The 24,796-nt window shown below is 49.8% G+C and carries 19 protein-coding genes; 7 read left to right on the forward strand and 12 right to left on the reverse strand.

Annotated elements, in window-relative coordinates:
• Window positions 1-34: 34 nt before the first annotated feature.
• Window positions 35-2,464, reverse strand: a complete 2,430-nt coding sequence (locus IFO68_RS01565) for a purple acid phosphatase family protein (RefSeq protein ID WP_192014043.1) — start codon at window positions 2,462-2,464, stop codon at window positions 35-37.
• 297 nt (window positions 2,465-2,761) lie between these two features.
• Here IFO68_RS01565 and IFO68_RS01570 point away from each other — a divergent pair, with 297 nt between their 5' ends.
• Both IFO68_RS01570 and IFO68_RS01575 read left to right on the forward strand, forming a co-directional pair.
• Complete coding sequence (locus tag IFO68_RS01570; protein ID WP_192014045.1) at window positions 2,762-4,168, forward strand: aminotransferase-like domain-containing protein; 1,407 nt, start codon at window positions 2,762-2,764, stop codon at window positions 4,166-4,168.
• 107 nt (window positions 4,169-4,275) lie between these two features.
• Window positions 4,276-4,500, forward strand: a complete 225-nt coding sequence (locus IFO68_RS01575; protein WP_192014047.1) for a hypothetical protein — start codon at window positions 4,276-4,278, stop codon at window positions 4,498-4,500.
• 54 nt (window positions 4,501-4,554) lie between these two features.
• On the opposite strand, the gene IFO68_RS01580 is transcribed toward IFO68_RS01575, so the two are convergent.
• From IFO68_RS01580 to IFO68_RS01590, 3 genes are all read right to left on the reverse strand, one after another.
• Window positions 4,555-5,172 (reverse strand): glutathione S-transferase family protein, encoded by a 618-nt coding sequence (locus IFO68_RS01580; protein WP_192014049.1) that lies wholly within the window; start codon window positions 5,170-5,172, stop codon window positions 4,555-4,557.
• Between the two features lie 217 nt (window positions 5,173-5,389).
• Complete coding sequence (locus tag IFO68_RS01585) at window positions 5,390-6,916, reverse strand: BCCT family transporter (RefSeq protein WP_192014051.1); 1,527 nt, start codon at window positions 6,914-6,916, stop codon at window positions 5,390-5,392.
• Window positions 6,917-6,939: 23 nt separating this feature from the next.
• Window positions 6,940-8,934, reverse strand: a complete 1,995-nt coding sequence (locus IFO68_RS01590; RefSeq protein WP_192014053.1) for a CocE/NonD family hydrolase — start codon at window positions 8,932-8,934, stop codon at window positions 6,940-6,942.
• Between the two features lie 112 nt (window positions 8,935-9,046).
• On the opposite strand from IFO68_RS01590, the gene IFO68_RS01595 reads away from it, so the two are divergent.
• Both IFO68_RS01595 and IFO68_RS01600 read left to right on the forward strand, forming a co-directional pair.
• Window positions 9,047-9,964 (forward strand): LysR substrate-binding domain-containing protein, encoded by a 918-nt coding sequence (locus IFO68_RS01595; RefSeq protein ID WP_192014055.1) that lies wholly within the window; start codon window positions 9,047-9,049, stop codon window positions 9,962-9,964.
• A 332-nt stretch (window positions 9,965-10,296) separates the two neighbouring features.
• Window positions 10,297-11,217 carry a M14 family metallopeptidase gene (locus IFO68_RS01600; RefSeq protein ID WP_192014057.1) on the forward strand — a complete coding sequence of 307 codons (921 nt, stop codon included), beginning with the start codon at window positions 10,297-10,299 and terminating at the stop codon, window positions 11,215-11,217.
• Window positions 11,218-11,283: 66 nt separating this feature from the next.
• Here IFO68_RS01600 and IFO68_RS01605 read toward each other — a convergent pair whose 3' ends face one another.
• The 5 genes from IFO68_RS01605 to IFO68_RS01625 form a co-directional block, all read right to left on the reverse strand.
• The gene (locus tag IFO68_RS01605) at window positions 11,284-13,761 is read right to left on the reverse strand and encodes a glycoside hydrolase (RefSeq protein ID WP_225444997.1); all 2,478 of its coding nucleotides are present in this window, start codon (window positions 13,759-13,761) and stop codon (window positions 11,284-11,286) included.
• 116 nt (window positions 13,762-13,877) lie between these two features.
• The gene (locus tag IFO68_RS01610; protein ID WP_192014059.1) at window positions 13,878-14,804 is read right to left on the reverse strand and encodes a DUF2861 family protein; all 927 of its coding nucleotides are present in this window, start codon (window positions 14,802-14,804) and stop codon (window positions 13,878-13,880) included.
• 2 nt (window positions 14,805-14,806) lie between these two features.
• Entirely contained in the window at window positions 14,807-15,451 is a 645-nt protein-coding gene (locus IFO68_RS01615; RefSeq protein ID WP_192014060.1) for a response regulator transcription factor, read from the reverse strand.
• Entirely contained in the window at window positions 15,448-16,884 is a 1,437-nt protein-coding gene (locus IFO68_RS01620) for an ATP-binding protein (RefSeq protein WP_192014061.1), read from the reverse strand. The genes IFO68_RS01615 and IFO68_RS01620 overlap by 4 nt, the downstream gene beginning before the upstream one ends.
• Window positions 16,885-16,988: 104 nt before the next feature.
• Window positions 16,989-18,407: an aminotransferase-like domain-containing protein gene (locus tag IFO68_RS01625; RefSeq protein ID WP_192014062.1), complete on the reverse strand. Its 1,419-nt coding sequence runs from the start codon at window positions 18,405-18,407 to the stop codon at window positions 16,989-16,991.
• Between the two features lie 119 nt (window positions 18,408-18,526).
• Between IFO68_RS01625 and IFO68_RS01630 the strand changes: the two genes are divergently transcribed.
• On the forward strand, window positions 18,527-19,444 hold the full coding sequence (locus IFO68_RS01630) for an EamA family transporter (RefSeq protein ID WP_192014064.1): 918 nt from the start codon (window positions 18,527-18,529) through the stop codon (window positions 19,442-19,444).
• Window positions 19,445-19,545: 101 nt separating this feature from the next.
• On the opposite strand, the gene IFO68_RS01635 is transcribed toward IFO68_RS01630, so the two are convergent.
• A complete protein-coding gene (locus IFO68_RS01635; protein ID WP_192014065.1) occupies window positions 19,546-20,223 on the reverse strand; it encodes an FMN-dependent NADH-azoreductase in 678 nt (225 codons plus the stop codon).
• A 122-nt stretch (window positions 20,224-20,345) separates the two neighbouring features.
• On the opposite strand from IFO68_RS01635, the gene IFO68_RS01640 reads away from it, so the two are divergent.
• Complete coding sequence (locus tag IFO68_RS01640) at window positions 20,346-21,224, forward strand: LysR substrate-binding domain-containing protein (protein WP_192014066.1); 879 nt, start codon at window positions 20,346-20,348, stop codon at window positions 21,222-21,224.
• A gap of 12 nt (window positions 21,225-21,236) precedes the next feature.
• On the opposite strand, the gene IFO68_RS01645 is transcribed toward IFO68_RS01640, so the two are convergent.
• Window positions 21,237-21,956 (reverse strand): glutamine amidotransferase-related protein, encoded by a 720-nt coding sequence (locus IFO68_RS01645; protein WP_192014068.1) that lies wholly within the window; start codon window positions 21,954-21,956, stop codon window positions 21,237-21,239.
• Between the two features lie 83 nt (window positions 21,957-22,039).
• On the opposite strand from IFO68_RS01645, the gene IFO68_RS01650 reads away from it, so the two are divergent.
• The gene (locus IFO68_RS01650) at window positions 22,040-22,855 is read left to right on the forward strand and encodes an AraC family transcriptional regulator (RefSeq protein ID WP_192014070.1); all 816 of its coding nucleotides are present in this window, start codon (window positions 22,040-22,042) and stop codon (window positions 22,853-22,855) included.
• 15 nt (window positions 22,856-22,870) lie between these two features.
• Here the strand turns inward: IFO68_RS01650 and IFO68_RS01655 are convergent, their stop codons facing one another.
• Window positions 22,871-24,289 (reverse strand): MATE family efflux transporter, encoded by a 1,419-nt coding sequence (locus IFO68_RS01655; protein WP_192014072.1) that lies wholly within the window; start codon window positions 24,287-24,289, stop codon window positions 22,871-22,873.
• Between the last annotated feature and the right edge of the window lie 507 nt (window positions 24,290-24,796).

A 24,796-nucleotide genomic window follows, 5' to 3' on the forward strand; every position in this document is an offset into this window, starting at 1 on the left:
ATGCCGTTATGTTTTAATCAGCCTTTGAGTGACGTTAAGGCGTGGTCAGTGAAAGCTGTACATTATCAATATGAACATCTGCCATGCTGCCTGCTTTTTTCACTGCGCGCAGTGTCAGTTTCACCTCCCGGGTCGCCACTGGTAACAACAGGGTTGAGGCATTATTCAGCCACGCTTGTTTCTTACTCTCGGTTTTAACCACAGTTGGCTGACCAATGGCGTTTCCGTTATTGTCTATAGGTTGTAGCGTCACTACGGCATGATCGCCGTCGCCCCAGCCATTGCTGCTAAAACTGAATCGAACGAATGCGGAAGATTGATCAATCACACTGCTGAACGCACTGACATCCAAAGTCTGGCTTAGATCATCATAGGCAGCGTTACCAGCAGCGGAATCATTCGGACGGGCGCTGAAGTAATAATCCCCTTCTGCGGCCGTGATGTTGTCGATCTCTTGCAGCACTCGCCAGTAGCCCTGCCCGACTGTCCAGCCTGAAAGATCCTGCGCTTCCGCGCCGCCATTCTGAACAGGTAACGCGGTTGTCGTCCCGGCATCAATGGCTAATGTCGCCGTGTCACTCCAATCAGACCAGCCCAGATTGTCATTACGCACTCTGGCACGCCAGTACCAGGTATCTCCCGGAAATAATGTCAGTACCGGTGCTGAGCTGCCGTTGAACGGGTCACGGTACGAATCATGGGAATGCTCTGATGATCGTTTCTGCCATTTGTAGATTTCATCATTGCCCATTTTGAGCTGGCCTGAAAAGTCAGCAAGATTGATTGTAGTCAGATCAACCCCCGCCTGCGTATCTGTCGGCATCCCCTGAATACTGCCATCTTGCATCGGCCAGATGTTGTGGGCCCGGGTTTGATTCCCCCAGATATCAAAAATCTCTGAATCAAACTGACTGGCTTTGCTCAGTTGCCATTGCACTTCATAAATGGTGCCAGGATCAGGATGGCTGATAGCCAGATTCAGCTGATTAAAAGCGTGATTACCGTTACCGGCCAGAACTTGTGGCGCCTCTGGCACAACCGGACTGGCATTCATGGTCAGGGTATCGGACACAGTAAAGGTATCATCCAGGCTGGCAAAACCGCCCCCTTTCGAGGCCACAGTGGCAGTGTAGCGGGTCAGCTGCATGGAAGGTGAACTCTGCTGATTGAACGTCAGCAGGTTAAAGCCGAACTCACTCTGACTAATGGCAAAGGTATCGTAATCGCGGGTATCTGTCTGATAGTAGTTATCATCGTTAATTTTTTCACGATAGCCTGCTGCCGTTGCGGCATTGAGCCAAAGGTGCCTGGTATCCATGGATTGTCCGCGGGAATACGCGTGGGTATGCCCAAATAAATGGCCTGTTATCTTGCCGCTTGATCGGGAAAAATCTTCCATCTCAGCCACCATCTCGCAACTGCCGATACTTTCGCCCGATAGCCAGAGTTCAGACAGACACGGATGATGGAACATGCTCAGGACATAATCGACATTATTATCCGCTTGGGTGTTGATCAGCAACTCGCGCAGCCACTGACGCTGTATCCCCAGAATCTCCGCGTTAAATTTACCGTGGTTCTTGGAAATCGGATAACTGTTAAGCCCGACCAAACGTAAGTTGCCGTAATCCAGTGCATACCATTGCTCCTCATAACCCGCCGAACCATTTTCAGGCTGCTGGAAGAAATGACGGTAATTGGTCAGCTCAGCATTGCCGTAAAAATCATGATTACCGGGAACGGCCACCAGCGGAACATAAGGGGTAATGGCTTTCATCTGGTCAAAAAAATCACGACGCCACTGCAACATGCTGTCGCCACTGTTGACTATGTCGCCGGAAATCGTAATCGCCGCGATCTCTGACGCACATTGCTCCGGCTGACTGTGACATACCGTTGGAATAATGCCTTTGGTAATGAGATCGTTCAGCGCCCCCAGGGTGCTGTTATTTTGAGTATCACTGATGGCTACCACATTAAAAGGGGCAGGTGTCATCCCGGCTGCCGGATAGGTTTTGAACACATAGCGTTCAGAAACAGCCGACACGCCAGACGGACTGCCATCGCCGCTGACCACGTAATACTCATAGCGCGTATCTGTACTTAATCCGGTGATCGCTGCGCTGTATAAATACGTGTTGTCCACGGCAACAGGCTCAACAACAGTAAATTCATCTTGCGTTTCTGCCGGCCTGACCCAAACCGTCGGAGACGTGTCATTAGTTTCAAACAACACAGCCATGCTATTGGCTGTAGGTTGCTGCAGATACGGATGAATAGTAAACGTAACCTGCGTTAATGCAGTCGGAGGCGGAATAACCAGCTCCTTTCCAATCTGGCCTACACCAGCATTGCCTTTTTTATCATCCTGATCCGTTTCCGAGTGCTCATTACACCCCGCTAACAGAGTACTTGTCAGCAAGATAGCCGTGACACTGGCCAGATGCCTGTTTTTGATCGACATGTTTAATCCTTTTTTATCTCTATTCCATGGCGTTAACTGGACTAGTCCAATATTCAGCTGATGATGCTAATTGGTCTGTGTGACAGAGAATCTAAATATGGATGACACTTATCTATCAGTTTATTGACAATGAAATATTGATCTTAGCCTTTGTACTGTCGCTAGCTTAACTGTTCGGATCTTTCTGTTGCCGGGCTCACATTGAGCATGGCGTCTCAGCTCAGGAAGCGACAAACTGGCTTGCTTTACCGTTTTGGCATGATATGTTCTGAACTTCGACTCAATGCAGCTAAACAAATGACAAAATATCAATCACTTGCTAATGATCTAATGCAACAGATCCGCCAGAAGATCTGGCGCTCCGGTGAAAAAATCCCGTCTGTGCGAGCGAGCAGCCAGCAAACTGGCTACAGCACGGCGACTGTGTTGCAGGCATATCAATTGCTGGAAAGTGAAGGATGGCTGGTGGCTAAACCGCAGTCCGGGTATTTTGTCGCTCCCAACATCCAAGCACTACAGGCTTCGCGGCCGGAATCCCCTCAGTCTCCGGTCAACATTAATGATTTACTTTTTGATGTCCTACAGCGAACCAAAGACAGCGATGTCGTGCCTTTCAGCTCGGCGTTTCCCGACTCCAGCCTGTTTCCGCAGCAGGAGCTGGTCCGCAGTCTGTCCAGTGCCTCGCGCAAAATGGACAACAGAAGTGCATTAACGCACCTGCCGCCCGGCAACCATGACTTGCGCCGGATCATTGCGCAAAGGTACGTACAACAAGGGCTGCAGATTGGGCCGGATGACATAGTGATCACCTCCGGCGGCTTGGATGCACTGAATCTCAGCTTACAGTTTGCCACCCAGCCCGGTGATTATGTCGCGGTTGAATCGACCACTTTTTATGGGGCACTTCAGGCAATAGAGCGTTTGAAGTTGATACCGGTAGAGATAAAGGCCAGCGCTGACGGCGGCCTGGATTTGAAAGACTTCACTGAAAAGTTATCCGCTTATCCGATAAAAGCCTGCTGGCTGATGACCAATGTCCAGCACCCGCTTGGCTACACTCTCAGTCAAGAGCGCAAGCAGACACTGGTAGACATTCTGCGCCAGCATAAGGTGTTTCTGGTAGAAGACGATGTGTATGCAGAACTGTATTATTCAGCGGAAAAGCCAGTACCGGCCAAAGCTTTCGATCAGCAGGATCTGGTGTTGCTGTGTGGTTCATTCTCCAAATGTCTGTCACCAGGATTTCGCATTGGCTGGGTAGTGGCAGGAAAACACAGCGAAGCCATTCAGAAACAGCAATTTTTATCGACCATATCAAGCAGTGTGCCTGTGCAGCTCGGGATCAGCCATTACCTGCTTCATGGCGGGTATGACAACCATTTGCGCAAGCTGCGCAGTACATTGCAAGACAGAAAGAACGCAATGATACACGCAATACGGCGCTTTTTCCCGGACAGTACAGCTGTAACTGATCCCGCAGGGGGCTACTTCTTGTGGCTGACGTTTCCAGCTCCGTTCGATAGTCATGCATTTTATGAGCAAGCCCTTGAGAAGCGTATCGCAGTGGCACCCGGGACGTTATTTAACATCCGGCAAGACGATCTCAGGCATATCAGGCTCAACTATTCGTACGAGATGAATGAAGAAAACCTGGCTGCGATGGCCACACTTGGTCAACTAGCAAAAGCGTGCCTAAGTGACTGAAGTGAGCCACAAAGTGACTGTTCGGTAAAATACTGTATCAACTGTATCAACAGGAATAACCGCAGCCGTGATGAAATAGTGGCTCTTGCTTGTTAAAGGGTCACAACATGGAAAGAACCACTAAGGTTAAAGACGAAGTCAAATTCATATACATCGCCATTATCTGCGTCTTCCTGGTCGTGTTAGGCCATTTCATTTTGATGAAAAATGTCGCCTATTTTGCCTGGGCTGAAGCTACCGCAGCGGCTATCCCCTTTCTGCTCATCGGGCTGGGTGTGGCAGCTGTTCGCCGGGCAGTAAACATTGATAAGAAAAATACCCCGGCAGAATGAATAATACTGCGCTCTCCTGTATCGATTCAGGGGAGCGCAGTTTGTCAGCCAGTGCTAGTCATGAGCGGCTTCGATCTCATTCGATTTCAGGTATGACGGATGGGTCACCAGCTGCTGTGCATACGCGGCAATGTGCGGAAAATGCGCGAGTGCGCCACTGGTATGCAGGATTTCTACAATGAACGACATCATGATATCTGCCCCTGTCAGCGAATCTCCCACCAGATAACGCTTTCCTGCCAGTGACTGATCGACATAAGCCATGACCTTGGCAATTTCCCCTTCGGCATAACCGGCGAGAAAGTTAGTTTCACAGCCGTCTTTGTCGACGAACATCTTCAACAACAAAGGAAGAATGGCCGAGCTTTCCGCAAAATGCATCCATTGTAAGTAAGCAACATAATCTGCAGTGCCGCGCTCAGGTGCCAGTTTACCCTCGCCATACTTATCAATCAGGTACTCAGTAATAGCCCCGGATTCAGTGACGATCAATCCATCATCCTCAATCACCGGAGATTTACCCAAAGGATGAACCGCTTTCAGCTCTGGTGGCGCAAGGAATGTTGCGCTGTCACGTTGGTAAGGGACGATCTGATAGTCCACACCCAGCTCTTCCAGCAACCAGATAATCCGCTTGGATCGTGATTTGTTCAGGTGATGCAGTGTGATCATAATGCTGTTGCCTCATTGATCTGATTGAACTTAATAGTCTGTTTATTAAACAATTTCTTTGCAAACATCTTCCAGACTAAACCATATCTGTGTCTGTCACCATCACCGCTTATAAACTTTCCAACGCTTTTAGCCGCTTCCGCTGGCCACAAAAAAGCCCGGACGGCGATTTGCACATCCGGGCTTTACTGGTTTTATTGCGACTAGTTAGTAGGAATCAGTCTGGTTTCTGCTGTAACTTTTCTGGGTTACGCAGCCAGTGGATAAGCGTCAGGCTGCACACCAGAATGATAATAGTGGCCGGTAATCCACCGAGGTTAGACAACTGCTTCACGCCATCCACACCCACTGTGCTGACCATTATCCAGGCCACCAGACCAATAATTACCCCCCAGAGTACTTTTATTGGCAGGGCTGCGCCTTCATCAGAGTCCGATTTAAAATCCTTGGTACACAAATCGCCAATGGCATCAGTGCTGGAATCGGCAGCCGTGACATAGGAAATAAATGCGATCATCACCAGAAAGAACGATGTCAGTCCACCCAATGGCAGTTCACCGAAAATATGGTATAGCAACTGTTCAATGCCCCCTTCATTCAACACGGCGTATAAACTTCCGTCTGTGTGCAAGTCCATGTACACCGCCGTACCGGCAAAAACAGAAACCCATAACAGAATGAACAAACTCGGATAAACAACGTTGACCTGAATAAACTCGCGAACCGTATACCCACGGGCAATTTTCCCCAGGAACATGGCCGTGATCGGTGCCCAGGCAAACCACACCGCCCAGTAAAATACACTCCAGTACTGAGGCCATGGATCACTAGCCGCCTGGCCGGTAAACAAGCTCAGCCGGAAGAAATCTTGCAGGTAGGCGCCGACCCCTTCCACACCGATAGCCAGAATATAGACAGTCGGGCCGCAGAGAAAGACAAAGATAAACAGTGCAATCAGCATCCAAAAGTTGGTTGCCGATAAACGCGCTATCCCTTTGGTTAAACCGCTGGCAGCCGAGATCACAAAGGTAGCAACAATCAGGCTGATGAAAATACCCAGTGTCAGGGCATTACGTTCCATGGGAATAAACTGGCTCACCCCGCCCAGCAAGGTCAGCGCCCCTGTTCCCAGCGATGACGCCATACCAACCACCAGCGAATACAGTGCCAGCGCATCAATGACATCGGCCATTTTCCCCGTGACATATTTACCCAGAACAGGGCGCATGGCGCTGGTGATCGAAAAAGGCATTTTCAGGTTGTAGAACGCCAGCGCAAAGATCAACGCAGGTACGGCATAAATCGCATATGGCGTTGGCCCCCAATGGAGAAACATCGCTGAAAATGCAAACAACGCGGCATCAGCACTGCCCGCTTCAATACCAAAACTCGCCGGCGGCGAATGCAGGTGATAGATAGGTTCTGCCGTTGTCCAGAACAGCACCCCGACCGCCAGCGTGGTACAGAGTACAATCATAAACCAGCGGGGTTTGCTGATTCTTGGTGTACTGTGATCGCCACCAATTCGGATATTTCCCAGCTTAGAGAAATAGGTAAGCGCAATTAACACCAGCAGGTAAAAGCTGCCCAAACTGAACAACCAGGAGAAATTGGACAGAATCACTCCGTTCAGCGATTTGGTATAGCCAATGAAAGCGTCCAGATCAACCAGACTGAATACCAAAGCACCAACCAAAATAAGAAAGGTTGGAAAAAACACCAAAGGTCGTAACGATTTCAACATTGTATTTTCCCTAATTTATTGTTTTACATGTAGTTACGTTTAATCTTCTCGTCAAAGCCCTTTTCAAAGATCAACATACCTTCATGAAACGCTTCCCAGCGCGCTTTAATATAAAAATACTCATGATCACAGGTCATATGATAATGACTGTGAATCTTTGTCCACCAACCGTCCCGGCCCATTTCCACGGTCAGATCAATCTCGTTTTCAGCACTGAGCGGATCATCGGGATGAATCCGCATTTCCTGCCCTATCTTGAAATCTATCTCTGTATGACAAGAGTTGTAATACTGGCGGCCAAAATCTTCATAGGTTTCCAGCGTTACCAAACCGGTTTTGTAATCGCGGTGTGTAACGCGTTTGCTGTCGCTCGGGCGCAGTGTTTTCCCTGCAAACGTCACAGGCTGATCGTACGCTTTCAGCGGATTAGCCGTGCTGAATGAAGATTTACGGGGGATCTCGATCACACTGTCTTTGGGCAAGATAGTCAGGGTAGCGTTATCGGCAGAAGGCCAGATAAGTGGCCAGTATGCCGTCGAGATGGCAATACGCAGTTTGTGTCCTTTCGGTACTGTGTAGGCAATATGGTTAACCGGCACCTCGACTTCATAAATTTCACCCGGATTAAGCGCTTCAGGAAATTCATGGCTGTTGCGATGGGTCAGGTTCAGTATACCGTGACTTATTTTGGTCACTTGTCCGTCTGGATGCACATCGGAAACACGGACAATGACATTCGCCGACGGTGAGTCAGATACCAGTGCCAGCTTTGCCATAACCTGTCCGACGATAGCAAAATCGTCCTCCAGCACTTCGGAGTCAAACACCAGAGACCCGGCGTCATCAATGCGCTGATCCCCCGGGTGCTCCATGTCCAGACGAATGCCGACGCAGAATCGGCCACCGTCCAGCCCGACTGTCTCAGGTGAACACACAGCGTAAGACGTGACGTGCTCATTCAGAGATTCAGATAACCCGTGTTTACCCAGATAAAACGCGTGCGGGCGGATATCTGAAGATGGCCAGCCAGGCTCAGACATCCACTCTCCGGGGCGACACTCATAGTCCGTTTGCGGCCGTACGCTCTCCTGCAAATAATAATGCAGCGCAGGTTCATCCATCATGCCGTTGTCGTTGCCTTTTAACCAGTGATCCCACCAGCGGACAGACTCAGACACATAGTCAACCTTTGGGTTCGGGTAGGCAATATTCGGGTATTTGTGTGCCCAGGGGCCAACCAGGCCCTTGCAAGGCACACTGAGGTTTTCCAGCATGGTAAATACGGTATTACGATAGCCATCTGCCCAGCCGCTCATGGCATAAACGGGTACTTTAATATCATCGTAGTTTTCGCAGACCGAGCCGTGTTTCCAGTAATCCGAACGGGTTTGCTCAGTCAGCCAGGGTTTGGCCAGAAAAGGCATAGCCTGCAAACGATCCAACCAGACCGATTTCCACTTTTCCCCGATCAGCGCAGGATCCGGCGAGCGGGCCTGAGCGTATGCCCAGAAAAATGCTGCCCAGTCCATGTTGTCATTCAGCAGGCATCCTCCGCTGAAATGAATGTCGTCCCGATAACGATCATCCGTCGAACACTGCGTAATAATGGCTTTCAGCGCAGGCGGGTTCATCGCCGCGACCTGAAGCGCGTTGAACCCGCCCCAGGAGATACCGACCATGCCGACATTGCCGTCGCACCATGGTTGTTTTGTCAGCCAGTCAATGACATCGTAACCATCCTGTAGCTCTTGCTGAGAATACTCATCCGTCATGAAACCCTCAGATTCACCGCAACCACGCAGATCAACGCGAACACAAGCGTAACCATGTGCAGCCGTCTGGGCCATGGTGATTTCATCACGGATGATAGTACCGTCGTTTTTACGATATGGCAGGAATTCGAGAATAGCGGGAACCGGGACTGACTCTGCATTGACGGGTAACCACGCCCGGTAGGCCAGTTGAGTACCATCCGGCAGCGTCAGCATGTCATGATGGATTTCACGTATCATTTGCATAATGTCCTTGAGTCGATGACGTCGGACAACCCATATTAAAGACAGCCGTTTGTGAGTAAATCGCTATTTTGTTAACCTAATATGAACTAAAAGTTAAAGATAACCAGCCCTGATGCCTATTAACAACAAAGCCATACCGCCGATAAGTAACCTGATCTCTTTTGAAGCATCAGCCCGGTCAGGCAGTTTCACAAAAGCCGCCACTGAGCTCTGCGTTTCCACAACAGCCATCAGTAAGCAAATCAAACAGCTTGAAACGTTTTTGCAAACCAGCCTGTTTATCCGGCGGAAAACCGGTCTGGAACTGACTGATAACGGAAAAAACTATCTGGCAACCGTCACCAGTGTGCTTGAGATCCTTGCGCGTGAAACGGTAAAACTGAATAACAGCAATCAGACAGCACCGCTGACAATTGAAATCGGGGCCTGCTTTTCACACTTCTGGTTAATTCCCCGGCTGGATGGTTTTCGCGAGCGCTACCCGGATATACCTCTCAATCTGATTATCAACAATGAAAGGCACATTGGCGATAACGATGATTACGACATCGCTTTCTTCTACTCCGCGATAGATACGCTCAACAAAAATAACCATTTGCTCTTTGCCGAACGCATGCTGCTGGTTTGTAGCCCAGCATTTCTCGCAAAGCGCCCGGAGTGCAAAGATATCCAAACCATTTGGCAACAACCCATTCTTATGCTGAAGGATGCCAAGTCCTTTTGGGAAGGCTGGCAAACCTGGGCAAATCGTTATGGTATCCCCTACCAGGAGCCGACTAATGTCATTCAGATGGAAGAGCAGGTCTCTATCATTCAGGGCGCGCTCAGCGATGCGGGTATTGCTCTGGCCTGGGACTGGCATGTCCGCACTTTAATAGAAGAAGGAAAACTGATCGCACTGACTGAACCAGTGGAGTGCGACAGTAATGCATTTTTTCTCAGTATTTCTGAAACAAGCCAGCACTCCAATGCCAGAACCTTCGTCAGTTGGGTTTTAGAACAGGAAATGCAGATAAGCGGATTCGATTGATCTGCATCAAGCCATCTTTTGCCATACCAGATACAGTGGAGCTCTCCATGTTTTTGGGAAATGCATGTGTACGTTTGCCCCTGACTTGCAGGGGCTTTTTTTCACTCTGGCCCTGCCCTGCTCACTCGCCTTTTCTGTCTCTTCTCTCCGGTACGGCAATGCACTGTGGTTCCAGCTATATTTATGTCAATACTGGCTGCCGCAAAAGCACCGGATGAATGATTTAGCTGTTGTTCTGAAAAGAATATCTTCCGCAGCCAGATGATTGAACACGCGCTTCAGGAGGAGTAAGCTTCTGACGCCTGAAAACACATCATTAAATAAGGACAGCTATGAGCAGTAAGCGTACCTACCCGATTGGCACTCCTGGCCAGAAATGGACCATGAAAGAGAAGGCAGAGTGGCTGGCCCGGCTCACCATCAAGCGTTCCTATCTGGACGAAGTGGTCACTAAGATCGACGCACTGAAAGATCGCTTTGATGTCGCTCAGTATGGCGCTCTGTCGTATGACACAGAAAAGTACCCGCTGTTCGTCATCAAACCCCGTCACTGGAATGCGCAAAAGCCGACCATTCTGATCACAGGTGGCGTACATGGCTATGAGACCAGCGGTGTTCATGGTGCGCTGCAGTTTGTCGATGAAAAAGCGCAGCACTATAGCCAGTATTTCAATATTCTGGTTGCCCCTTGTGTCAGCCCCTGGGGTTACGAGACGATTAATCGCTGGAACCCGCATGCGATCGATCCGAACCGTTCCTTTTACGACAACAGCCCGGCGGAAGAATCGGCGGCGCTGATGAAAATGGTTAAAGATCAAGGCGCAGAGATCCTGGCTCACATCGATCTGCATGAAACCACAGATACCGACGAAACCGAGTTCCGTCCGGCTTTAGCGGCGCGTGATGGTATTGAGTATAAACCCGGCAGCATTCCTGACGGTTTTTACGTGGTGGGCGACACCAACAATCCGCATGATGCCTTCCAGAAAGCCATCATAGATGAAGTGCGTAAAGTCACCCATATTGCCCCGCCTGATGACGAAGGAAACATCATAGGTTCTCCGGTTTCTCAGGAAGGCGTGATTGATTATCCGCTGAAGAAACTCGGCCTGTGTGCCGGTCTGTCAGACTGTCAGTACAGCTCCACCACGGAAGTGTACCCGGACAGCCCGCTCGTCACGCCAAGCGAATGCAACAACGCACAAGTCGCGGCAATTGTAGGGGCACTGGAGTATATTCTGAAACAGCAATAATCCGCTGCTCCAGCCTGTGTGGCAGCCCTTCAGCTGCCACAATATATAAGGTGCGCTCGCAGTGATTCACTGAGATTGCCAGATAATAACCTTAGGAGACTTACCGTTAGCCTGCGATATCTCTGCCCGGATACTCATGGCGGGCAATGTCACAAGCTGACTGTCTACGCGAACTTGAGTCACATTGTGGCTGAAATTTGCCACTATCTGACTGCCATCGCTGAATCTTGTTCTTTGCAAAGAGCCATCACTATTCAGCCAGTCAAATCCCACTAATGCCTTATCCCACAATGCCTGATGCAATGGCATGAATCCCCGCTGATAATCTTGTAATGCTTTGATTCTGGGCGAAGTCGCAGAGGCTGCTTCATCACGGGTTAAATGCACCATGGGTGGCGTGTTATAAAGCATACTGGTCAGATCCCGGATGCCTTTCACATCAGAAAACTTCAGGCTATCCATATGCCAGTGATGGTTATTGATCAGCTCATCATGAAACACCGCCTGGTATAAGGGCACTTTAAAAGCCGGCGAGAAGAACAGGGTTCGGTACGGCTCCTTCACTGTTGCCGGCTTAAAAAAGAAGGCCGGCTTATTATCCGGGTACCAGGCACCAAGGTAATAGGGCGACTGACGGTTATGTTTCATCTCTTTATCCGTCCAGCCAAACCCCGTGGTTTCCATGCCATGGGCAAACACCACACCTCGGGTGGTGATACTGTTGCCATCTTCCGAGCCCAGCAGCACCCCTTGCCCGCTCACCCACTCTAGCCGGTCGTTGAATGCCTTCGCCATTGCCCGCTGAGACATACCGCCGGTCGCAGCACTTTCATTCCCGGATGCAGCCAAGCGGCTTTTATCGGAATAATCTTCACGCACCATTCCTGTTGCATCAACGTCCAAAAACAGGCTGTTAAACTGCCCCAGCTCCAGAATGCGTGAGATTCGCTGTTTGGCATAGTCAGTTTCACAGCCGGGGTTGAGGTAATTGCCTTGCCCGCGAAACCCCGCCTGATTCTGCCCATCGGCGCGTTCAATAGCGCAACGCGTTCTGATTGCTGCCGGAATGTGCGCTGTTAACCAGCTCTCGTTATCCGTTTTATCGATAGCCGTATTATAAGAATCATAAGTCGCGACCAGATATCCCGCCGCTTTTGCCTGTTCAACCACCTCGGGCTGATAAAAAGCAGGTAACCAGTTGTCCAGCCCCAGCCACAATTTCTGCAGTCCTGCTTGCTTGAGTGTTTCAAGTACAGGCGAAGACAGGCTTTGTCCCCATTTGTCAGAAGCAAGCAGAAATGGCGCCGCATGGCTTGCTAAATACGCTTTCCTTTTATGAATCGCAGCAAACTGGTCGGTAATTTGCTCCCATGGGCCCGCATTTTCGCTAAAAGGAAAAAGCGCGGACAAAGAGTGATTAACAGACTCGACCAAAAGACGTTGTTGATAGCGATCCAAGCTGACAGGCTGATTAGCTGTTGTCAGTGGCAGCAATTGTGTCTGGACTTCACGGCTCGCGAAGGCGCTCAGCTCTGACTGATGAAAGTACCATTTCAGCAACCCAGTCCAGTCGGTCACATCACTTTGCGAGATACCGTCACTACCGAACAAGTACACATGACTCGCGCCGATGATTTTGCTGACATCCGGATTGCGGGCAGCCTTATCCCGCAAGCTTTCTCTCTCGCCCTGCTCGTCTCGCCAGCGCCGGTACCGGATGGCGCCAGACAGCCTGTCTTGCCCGCTATGGATCAAGACCTGAAAAGGCTGATTCCAGTTCAGAGGGGTAAAAGAGTGGCTGGAGACCATATCAACAGCAGGTGAGGTTTCAGCCGCCTTTGCCGTTACCTCTTTGAATGCCAATGCATTGTTAAATGGATTGACTAACAGATAAGAAAAATATCTGGCCGGATTATCAGGCTCATTTTCGTAGTCTGTGTTCACCTGACTGTCAGCGCGTTGCCGGACCTTCTGAGTCCAGAACGGCATTTTCAGATCCTGCGTGGAATTGCTGCCTGAATATTCATCCTGCAAATACCTCGCCCAAAGCCTGTGATGAACAGGTACTCTGATCCCTTCATTAAACGGTAACAACAGCTCGGTAGTGGAGGTTTCCGGCAAATCAAACCAGTTCAAGACCATGGGGTGACTGCGAGTGATACTGGCACCAGAAAGCAACTGAAACTGGAGCGTCAGGTCGCCTGATTCTAATTGCGCTGTCACCTTGATATTACTGGGTTGCCACAGCCATGACGCATTATCACGCTGAGACTTCTGCCGTTGGCTGACACTTTGTTTTTCGTTATTTACCCTGGCACCCGCCTGGTTCAGATCGTAAATCAGGCTGTCGGTATGCCAGGTAATAGCGAGCGATTCGGGATCAATCTCGACTCGCTGATGGTTGTCACGTAATGAAATAGTATCGGCAGCCACTTTGCCACAAGGCATTAGCAAAATAGCTGAAAGTAATATCGCTTTACATGGCTGCAAGTGCGTTCGCTGGCCCGTCACAGGGGCTGCTTTCAATAACATGGGGGTCTTCATCCTAATACCTTGGGTTAATAAACACCGGTATTACACATGGTGCCGGACACCAAATTGTCACCCCTATGTATTCATTCGCACAGGTGGACAGGTGGACAGATGGACAGGATGAGTGATTAGTCTGTCAGCATGTACCTGACAGGCACTGTCAGCCGATGCACGTTTTCAATTTTAATCGCCCCTTGAAAATAACTGTCTGCCACTACCGCACTTAACCAATTCGCGTTATCAGGTTTGTCACGGGGCGGCACGCCATGCCCCTGAGCATCCAATACTAGGGTTTCAGCAGGAGATGCCAGTTGATAGTCACTGTCGAACCATTGCCACTGCAATCTCTGCCTCTGACAGGCATTTCGATCCGCAAAGAGATCCGGTGAAAACACGAAAACTCCGGCTGTACTCTTTTCTGCCTGCTGTAATTGAATCGCTGAAGCCCTTTCTGTTTCCTGCAGTGAAGTCAGAATCAACGGATAATGTTTCTCCCCAACACTCAGCTGATAGTATCCATCAGGCACGGATTGAAACCATTCTCTGCTTTCCAGTTCGCTGTAGCCCTCTACCGGCGTTGAGCTTGCCCCCGATAGCCATTGATTGCCCCGCGAATCCGTCAGGCTCACTTCCATTGCATGTCCGGCGCCATCAATCGAGAGTTTAAGCTGATACACCCTCTGGCTGAGATTTACTTTATCCTGTATCGACAGCGAAATTCGGGGTTGGTCAACCCAATCTGACAGTGCTCCCGGATACTCAGTCAGCCTGCGTCCACAATCTGACTGATTAATCAGCTGCTGAAAAACAGGTTGCCATAAGTCCGGGGTAACCGGTTCTGTACTCTGCTGCAAAACGACCTGTAACTCTTGCCACGCCAGCAGCATATTGTGATCGGCCAGAGCCTGATAAACCCGCTGTAATGGCGTGGGCATAAACCAGCCACCGGCTGCGGTACTCCCGGCCTGCACCTGATCTGAGGCTAATGCAGGACGACATACACAAGCGGCAAGCAACAGGGAAAATACCATGGCTTTAGTGCTAATAAATCGCATGATTACTCCTTTCTTAGCCGGTAGCCAACGCTGCGGACAGTATCGATTGCCAAAGAGGGAAATTTCTGCCGCAGATGCAGAACATGATTGTCGACTGTCCGGGTAGAGGGAAATGCCTGATATCCCCACACCTTATTCAAAAGTTCATCCCGGTGATAAACCCGTCCCGGATTCTGAACCAGCAACGCAAGCAACTGAAATTCTTTAGGTTTCAGAGGAATATTTTGCTGATCCATCATGACAGTCTGATAAGACAGATTCACCACAAGGTTTCTATATTGGAACTCGACTTCCCCTAACGGGCGAAGTTGGGCCTGAATCCGGGCTAGCAGCTCCTGATGTGAAAACGGTTTGATGACATAATCTTTCGCGCCGGCACTTAACCCTTCAATACGGTGATCGACATCGGTTTTCGCCGTTAAAATGATCACCGGGAGCGCTTTCACTGACAGCCAGCCAGGCAGCCATTTCACACTGTCACCTTCAGGTAACTGGCGATCCAGCACAACCAGATCGGCCTGAATCCAATGTTTTTCCACATCCGATATTTTTTTGATCCAATCACAGCGATAACCGTTTTTGGCCAGATACATCGAAAGACCTTCACCCAGTAACACATCGTCCTCAACCAGCAAAACCCGGCTCATAGTGGCAACTCCAGAATGTACCTGGTTGGATGCCGTAAGTGAGTCATGCGCCCGCCAATCCGGCGCATGATACGGTTGACTATCATCAGCCCAATCCCCATACCGTCCCCTTTCTCAGTTAGTAACCACTTTTCCCAGCGTGCAGGCGATGTCCCTTGATCCCTCACCTCAATAACCAGGCTGTCAGAGATTTGAGCATCAAGGTATATCGGTTGCTTGCCATGTAAAACGGCATTACGCAGCAGATTATCCAAGCACACGCCCAGCCAGTAATAAGGCAGCGACACCCTACGATCTCCGTCGATATGGCAGTGCAAGTCATACTGGCTGGCTATGCTCTCCAGCCACTCTGAAAACTGAGCGTCTTGCTTATCTAGCCCTTCTTCCCGGCGTCCACTGAGAAACCCTTTGCTGGTTTCTGTCAGCCGGTAGAGGCGCTGGTAGTCGCCCAGCAGCCGGTAAAACGCATGCTGACTTTGCTCGTTCAAGTGATCATATTCATCTCTGAACTGCTCCACCGTAAAACCAAGGCTGGTAATGGGTGTTCGCAATTCGTGCGTCAGCAATTGCAGGATAAACTGCCGCTCTTTCATTTCCCGTCGTCGCTCCAGCCCCAGCCTGAAAATCAGCCCAAGAATAATGACAAGTAAAATAAGCATGCCGCCCTGCCACCAAAGCGCATTGGTACGACGAAGCTCAATACATAAGTTACTGTACTGAAAACGACAACTCTCGCTGACCTGGTCACTAGACCGGGTGATCCTGATACCCGCCTTGTCTGCTATCGGTTGCCATTGCTCCGGGCTTAACACATCAATGCCAGTCAGCGTGTTGCGCCACAAGCGGCCACTTTTCGTCAGAAAATACCGCGAGCCGCCCAGAATAGCCGACTGACCCGTATCAGAAAGCGAGGCAAATATACCGTGTAACGGATGCAGCGGATGGGCAAGAGTCAGACTGTTGGCATGCTGTTGAAGAAATGCATTCGCGTCACTTCCATCATGATGATCTCTCAGGTAGTTCACATACCTGTCTGCATAGCTGCCACCGGCAGGGTGCCTCTCGGACAGGTGCTGACTCCATTGCGATGGAAGTTTACCTTCGCGGCACAAGATCAGTTCAAATTGCACCGCTCTGCGCCAATCCGCACTGTCACTCAACACATTGTCGTCTTCAGAGCAGTGGGTATGAATGTGGTAAAGTGTTTCTATCTGCGCCCAGCTGAACCGCTTTAAATCTGGGTACTGACTGACAGGTAACAGCAATTCCTGCGGATACTGATTCAACGACTGCTGACTGATTTGATCTTCACCCTGCACTGTTGCAATACGATCAGAAAATGCCTGCCATTGTTGATGGGCCAGATGTGTTTCCGGCTGCCCGCATACAGGCAAGGCCACTAATAACAGCGGAAGCAATGCATTCCTGACCATTTAACTCTCTCAGAAAAAATAATGCGCGATCATACACAATGCTTGTCGTGACATTGTCTCCGCAATGTCACTGTTTGGCATTTTATAAGCGCCGTTCCATGTGGTTATTCGTCAGTGATTGCCCTGTTAACCACTGCAATCAATGTGTCCAGCGCGCATTTGGCTGCGTTATCCGGCTCTCCCGGTTCGGGCAGCGCGTAGCCGATATTAATTCGCAGGCTGTCCCGGTACAGATCCCGCAGAGTGAAACACTCACCCAGCCTGATATCCAGCTTAGCCCCAATCAGCAAAGACTTAATTTTTGCCTCATCCATGCCTGGTATCTGTAACCAAAGTACTAACCCGCCAGCAGGATCACTGATACGAACTGTTTCCGGCAGATGCTGCTGCAAATATTCTCGGTAGCGCCGCTTATGGAGCAACAAATCAAACCTTTGTGTTTTCAAATGACGCGCATACTGGCCACTATCGATAAAATCAGCGACGGCCAACTGTATCGGCAGCGATACACCAAAGCAGCCAGCCGCATGTTTGCTCAGATACTGATTCAGATAACGTCCCGGCAAACACCAGCCAAGGCGATAGCTGGCGGCCAATGTTTTGGATACGGAACCGCACCAGAGTATATATCCGCTTTTGTCGTAATATTTTGCTGGTAATGGCACTGTATTGCCGTGGGGTAATTCCATGTACACATCATCTTCAATCACAGGAATTTCATAACGGGATGCCATCTTTGCCAGTCGCTGCTTTTGTGACGGTGACATCGTAATACCCTGCGGATTCATATGAGTCGTACAAAAGAGACCGGCTTGAACCGTCCCCTGCTGCATATGATGATCTAACTGGTCCAGATCTATGCCGCTGTCCACAGACGGAATCTCCACGATATTGCGCGACATTTCCCGCAATAAGGTTAACAGTCCGTTGAAACATGGCGAGCTGACAGCAATGGCATCGTCAGGTTGAGTACAGACTTCAATGGCCGTGCGTATGGCATCCATGCAGCCGTTTGTGATGGCCAATTGCTCAGCGGTGAAATGAAAACTGTAATTCGCAAAATGTGCAGACAAGACACTGCGCAACATAGCCTCACCCTGTCGGGTGGGATAAAAGTTCAACCTTTCACCAAGGCGCCGGTTTGTACGCCGGAAGCTCTGTTCCATCTGACTGGTCAGTTTATGAGTGACTTCAAAGCGGGAATAACCCAGCGGCCCGGCGAACTGACTGTCAGGCGCATTTCCCTTGTCCAGCGAATAGTCAGATGCCAATGCCAGCTGACTTTCAAACTGCGCCAGATCCGGTAAGCGCAGGGTTGATCGCTGTGCTACGTAATAACCGGATTGCGGTTTAGCGACAATCCAGCCCTGAGATTCCAGATGCTGATAACAATTCAAGGTAGTGGTCATGCTTACCTGATGTAATTGTGCAAACTGGCGCAATGAGGGCATGCGGACTTGAGCAGCCAGCAGACCTGATTGAATATCGGCAATATACTGCTCAGCTAATTGTTTATACCTCATGGCGTACCCTTTTCAGCTTGAAACACAAACTGTGCTCTTTTTATTGTTAAAAATTGTATCTGCACCTTTCTGCGACGGTAATCCACAATGTTGGTTAAATCAACAATGGAGTACAACGCATGACATTTAAAGATGCCTGCCTGGGCTTATTCGTGATGTTCATTTGGGGCATCAATTTCTCTGTGATCAAACTGGGCGTCAGTCAGGCTGATCCTCTGCTGATGACTGCAATTCGATTCACACTTGCGACAATGCCACTGATCTTCTTTGTTCGTAAACCGGATGTTGCCTGGCGCTACCTGGTGAGTTACGGCGTGCTGTTTGGAGTGGGTGTATGGGGCATGGCATCCTGGTCAATCACCGCCGGACTGTCTGCGGGAATGACATCAGTGTTACTGCAGACCAATGTCATTTTTGGTCTGTTCATTGGTTATCTGGTTTTTCGCGACAGATTCACAATACACAAAGTCATTGGCGCCCTGTTTGCGTTTACCGGGTTGGCTTTATCCCTGATGGCCACTGACGGCACCATCACAATAAAAGGTGTGGCTTTAGTGATGATATCTGCATTGTCCTGGAGCCTGGTCAGCACCCTGGTGAAGAAATCAGGCACCCGACAACCCTTTGCCTTCAGTATCTGGGGCATGGCATTTGCGCCTCTGCCATTGCTGCTCTTTGCACTCTCGCTAAATGGTACAGATATCATCACCACCACGATTAACAGCTGGAATGGCTACACCACTTTCTCAGTCCTATTTCAGGCCTATCCGACCACGGTATTTGGCTACTGGGTATGGAATCGTATGCTGGTGAAGTATCCGCTCAGTACGGTCGCACCGGTCAATCTGATGGTGTCAGTATTCGGCTTGCTCGGCGGCTATCTCTTTTACGGTGAGCATGTCGGTGCTTTACAGGTCATATCTGCAGCAATGATTCTGGCGGGTGTGCTCATTATTCTGCTCAAACCCGGCAACACTTTTTTGGCTGCCAGACTGGCTCAATGGCGTGTAAGGAAAGTCTCTGATCAGAAAGTCTGATTGTCTAAGCCACCTGGTGACAGGTGGCTTTTCATGTCAGAACCCAATTATTGCATCAGGAGAGCCTCACCGACTGGGCCATCAGATGTCTGTAGCCATGCTCAGCGAATGCCCAGATCTCGGTTTGCCAGTGATCGCGCCAGGTTTTCAGCCTCTGCATACGCCGCTTTCAGCGACGCCTGATGGCGGCTATCACCAAATTCCTGGTAGCCGGCACTTATTTCATAGGTCTGTTCCACCCCCAAATAGTGACTCATAACACGAATATGCGGACCAAGGTGATTCATCGCTTCGCGGACTCCTCCGGCTTCGAAACCAAATTCACCAGTAGAGGTAATGAGCACCAGTGTTTTCCCGGTTAACATCGGCGACAAAGGAAAATCACCCCGTTCCAGATCAAATGAAAAAGTTTTATTGATGCGTATTACCTGGTCAAACCAAGCTTTCAGCGCAGCAGGCAGACCATAGTTGTACATTGGTGTCGAGATGACTATCGTATCCGCCGCCATGACTTCCTCAATGAATTCATCAGACAGTGCCAGCACTTTCCTTTGGGCAGCGGTCCGATTCACCTCCTGAGTAAAAGCCGCTGCAATCCAGTCCTGACTAATGAACTCTGGCGGGTTAATACCAATATCCCTATGTATCACAGCGGTTTTCGGAGCAATAGTCAGCCATACATCCATAAAAGAAGCCGCTATTTGTTTAGAAATTGAATTATGGCCTGAAACGAGATTATCAGTCCTGCGTACACTGGCATCTAAATGTAAAATTGTCATCCGCTTATCCTTCTGTTCCAAAGTAAGTTGTGGTCAGAGAATATTGTCTGCCTGAGTGACAGTAATGACAAAAGGGATATACTTCCACATAGATGAAAAAAACTCACCTTTAGGTATATTAAATGTTCGCCCGTCTCCCCTCACTCAACAGCTTTCGCGCGTTTGAAGCCGCCGCCCGTCTGAAAAGCTTTAAAGACGCCGCTGCTGAGCTTTATGTTACGCCAACCGCTATTTCTCATCAGATTCGTCAACTGGAAGCGCAGATGGGTACCCAGCTATTTGAACGAAAAACCCGATCTGTTGTGTTAACCCTGGAAGGAGAAGAATTACTGCTTTGCACACACCAGGCGCTTAAACAGCTGCAATCAGGGGTGAATAACATACGTCGTCAGGCCAGCACGATTACCGTGAGCACGACTTCTGCCTTCGCCAGTTTGTGGCTGGTACCAAGGCTGGAACGGTTCCGACAACAGCATCCTGAACTGGATGTCGTTCTGAAAACCGGTGAGAGTAAAGAAGATGTCGAACACGACAGACGATTTGATGTGGCTATCCGTTATGGCCATTGCCCGGCTTCGGACCCACAATCTATCCTGCTGACAAAAGAAACATTATGTTGCGTAGCCTCACCTTCGTATTGTGAGCAGGTAAAAACAGCAGCAAACGCCACTGTTTTTACCACCCGATGGCAAAATACCGATTTACCTGCCATTGAACCTTCACTTGAAAGTTTAACTCCGGCCGCTGCTGCGTCTGTGAGTATCCGGTACTTTGATCAGGAAAATCATGCGGTACAGGCTGCATTAGCAAGCCAGGGCGTGGCTTTTATCAGTACGTTACTGGTACAGCAACCCCTGAGTGAAGCATGGCTGATACCGCACCCTGCCTTTGCGTCATTGCAAAAAACAGGGCTTGAATATTACGCAGTCATCCCTAGCCGACACAAACAAACTGCCGCGGTTCAGCAGTTTGTTTCCTGGCTTCAGCAGACACTCACCTAGATGCTGTCACCCTCACTCACGGCGTGACTCAGCCACCAGTGCATCCAAAAAGCTGAACAGGGCGCGGTTCATTTCACCGTAATCGGCTTTGCGCAGCTGATCAGCCGTCTGAATGAAGGGCTTATTTTCGTAATTGTTGAGATCGTCGCCAGAGTATCTGATGAGACCTTCCACCGAGTCGCGGGTAAATTCGGGGTGGCACTGAAAGCCATAGGCTAACGAGGTATAACGCACAATCTGGCGCGGACAGCCCAGACTGGTTGCCAGCACCTGGCATTCAGGTGTCAGCCCCGGCATGTCATTATGCCAGTGACCAACAACCAGCTCTGGCGGAAACCCTTCAAACTTGCGGTCCAGCCTTGCGTGTTTGTTAAGCACGATGGGAAAGCAGCCCACTTCCGGCTCCAGACTCCGGCAATGCGGCGCACCTAACGCTTCCCCGAGAAGTTGTGCCCCCAGGCAGAACCCGACAACCGGTGTTTTGCTTGAGACAGCTTTTTTGATCAGCGTAATTTCCGCTGCAGCATCAAAATGCGGGCACTCTTCTCTGGTGGTTGCCGGACTTTGCGGGCCACCCAATACAATCAGCAGATCCATATCATTACCACGTTCTGGTAACACCTCGCCCAGATAAACACGCGAATATGACGTCGAATAATTACGCTGATCAATCCACTGTAATAAAGCGCCTGGTCCTTCAAACGCTTCATGCATAACAAAATGTACTTTCATTGCTTTTCCTTTGCGTTTTGTATTTGAGTTTCGATAACACAACCCATACTATGCGCGAAACAATCCGGTCAGGTAGCGACAATATGACAAAAAATATCGATAAAAAGACATATGCAACACCTGACGGTAATACACTGATCGCGACCTATTCATGCCAACCTCTTCTGATCAATACCCTGAACATGGCTAAAGGCTTTCACGACAAACCGCATCAGCACGCGTGGCATCAGATTATTTTTCCATCCAGGGGATTATTGAAATGCAGCACTGACACGCATCAGTTCTGTATTCCACACCACAGGGCATTGTTTATCCCGGCACACACATGGCACGAGTCCAGGGCGCAACAGGACACCACATTTATCGCCGTGTACCTGAACCCAGCGTCCTTAACCCACTTACCGGCGTCCAGCCAGCCGATTGAAGTGACGCCGTTTTTCCGCGAACTGATCCTGAAACTCAGGCAATCCGTTGTGCGCGATCAAGAACAGCCACCTGGTATTTTACGCCTGCTGGCGGTACTGGAAGACGAGTTAAGCACAGACAAAGACAGTTCACTGGAGCTGCCCATGCCGCAAGACCGCCGGCTTATACCTATAGCCGATGAGTTACTGAGTCATCCCGGCAGCACAAAAACCCTGGCACAATGGGCTCGTCAGACCGGAGCAACCGAACGGACATTGTCCCGGGTGTTTCAGAAAGAAATACAACTGACGTTTCCGCAATGGCGGCAGCGCCTGCGGCTCATGACGGCAATGACGCTGCTTGAGCAAGGTTTACCTGTGCAGGATGTGGCCCATGAGATTGGCTACCAGTCTGTTTCCGCTTTCATTGAAGCATTCCGGCTGGCCTTCAAACTGACCCCGCAGCAGTTCAAACATCAGCGCACTATTGAGTAACAGCACGTCGCTGAGCTACTGATTGCCTTTTTCAATTAAGGCTTCATCCGTGATATGCACTATCTGTTGCTCTTCTTCAGTCAGGCGGGTCTTTTTCCATGTTCCTCGCTTAAACCAGCAAAACGCAAAAACAGCGACCACCACATTGGTAACAGCAAAAGACCACCAGATACCGTTATCCTGCAACGCCGTATGTTTTGACAACACATAGGCCAGCGGAAATTGCACCACCCATTGCGACACCAGTGCAACCATCATGGCGTTCTGCATATTACCTGACGCCCGAAACGCGGAAACGACGCAAAGCTGTACCCCAATACCGCCCCATGTCAGGCACATAGTACGCAAAAAGTGGGCACCTTCTTTGATCACCTCAGGATCATCGGGAATAAACACAGCGATCAAATGAGGGGCGAAAACATAGAATAGGATGCCGATCACCGTCAGACCGAGAAAGCCCCACAGCGTGCCCAGCAAGGTGATTTTTTCAGCCCGCTCAATCTGGTTCGCCCCTATGTTCTGCCCCACCAAGGTCGATACTGCCATCGACAGCCCCATGGCCGGAATCATCACAAACTGCAGCAGGTTGGAACCCACGCCATAAGAGGCAATCGTTACTGTTCCGAAACTCGCCACCAGAAACGACAGAATGATCATCCCCAATGCACGGGCAGACAGCTCTACTGAGCCAGGGACACCCAGAAAAAACGCTTTTTTAATATAGGCAAAATCGGGCTTGAAGTTGTGCCATTCCAGCTGGATGCCATGTCTGCCCCGCATGAACACCATCAGGCCCAGTATTGCAGCAATTGACTGGGTGACCAGTGTCGCCAGCGCCGCCCCCATGACACCCAGTCCTTCAAAACTGCCAAGGCCAAAAATAAACAAGGGGTCCAGAAAAAAGTTGAGGATCACAGTACCGAAGACAATCATCAGCGGGATCTTGATCTGCCCGATCCCCCGCATCAGAGACTGAAACATGGCAAATAAAAAGACAAAAATCACCCCGATAAACGACACGTGCATGAACTTGAGCGCATCGCCATAGACCTTTTCGCTCACGCCCAGTAACGTCAGGAAATAGGGCGATAGCAAATAGCCAGTGAATCCCAGCACCACGGATGTAACCGCGACCATCAGCATGGTCTGAGCCGCCACATGGTTCACTTTGTCCCGGCGCCCTGCCCCCATGTATTGTGCAGATAGCGTTGCGCCCGCCATGGCTAACCCTGAACCTAACGCAATCACCAGAAAGGTAACGGGCATGCTGACAGACACAGCCGCCACTTCAGATGCGCCCAAGCGCCCCACCCAGAATGCATCTGTCAGCTGATAGGCCGACTGCAGAATATTGGTCAAAATAATGGGAACCGCTAACGAGATAAGTACTTTGTTGATGGGACCTTCGAGAAACCGGTTTTGCCTGTCTGTCATCGCCATGCCTTATGCAGTGATCGTTATAAATACGTTTTGAAAATGCGGATACTTTAGTCAATATAGTTAGTCAGGCCACTATAATCATTCGTTTTTGTGGTCTTTCTGCATGGCCTTTTTGCATGGCCTTTTGCAGGTTGACAAATGATTAGCTGCTGCTGGCATGGCTTGTTACAGCAAGGTTAGCTGCTATTGGCAGTGCCGATAACAAACAATCCATGCAGGATATTACATTGAGTGCCGTTCTTCTTAGCTCCACCTCTTATATTCCTCTCACCCAGAGATACATTGACGTCCATACTCCTCGCCAGATCATAATGCAGCCATGACTAATAAACAGCATACTGTACTATTAGTTCGATAAAACCCAGACCCAAGAATATTCAGTTACCACTCGAATCCTCACTGAACAACTAACACAACATAAATAACAATAGCAACTATTATCAACAGCGTTATTGGCACGATTAAAAATAAAGCATATTTATCCCCTTCCTATTGACGCAG

Source organism: Photobacterium arenosum (genome assembly GCF_014841115.1).
Taxonomy (GTDB): domain Bacteria; phylum Pseudomonadota; class Gammaproteobacteria; order Enterobacterales; family Vibrionaceae; genus Photobacterium; species Photobacterium arenosum.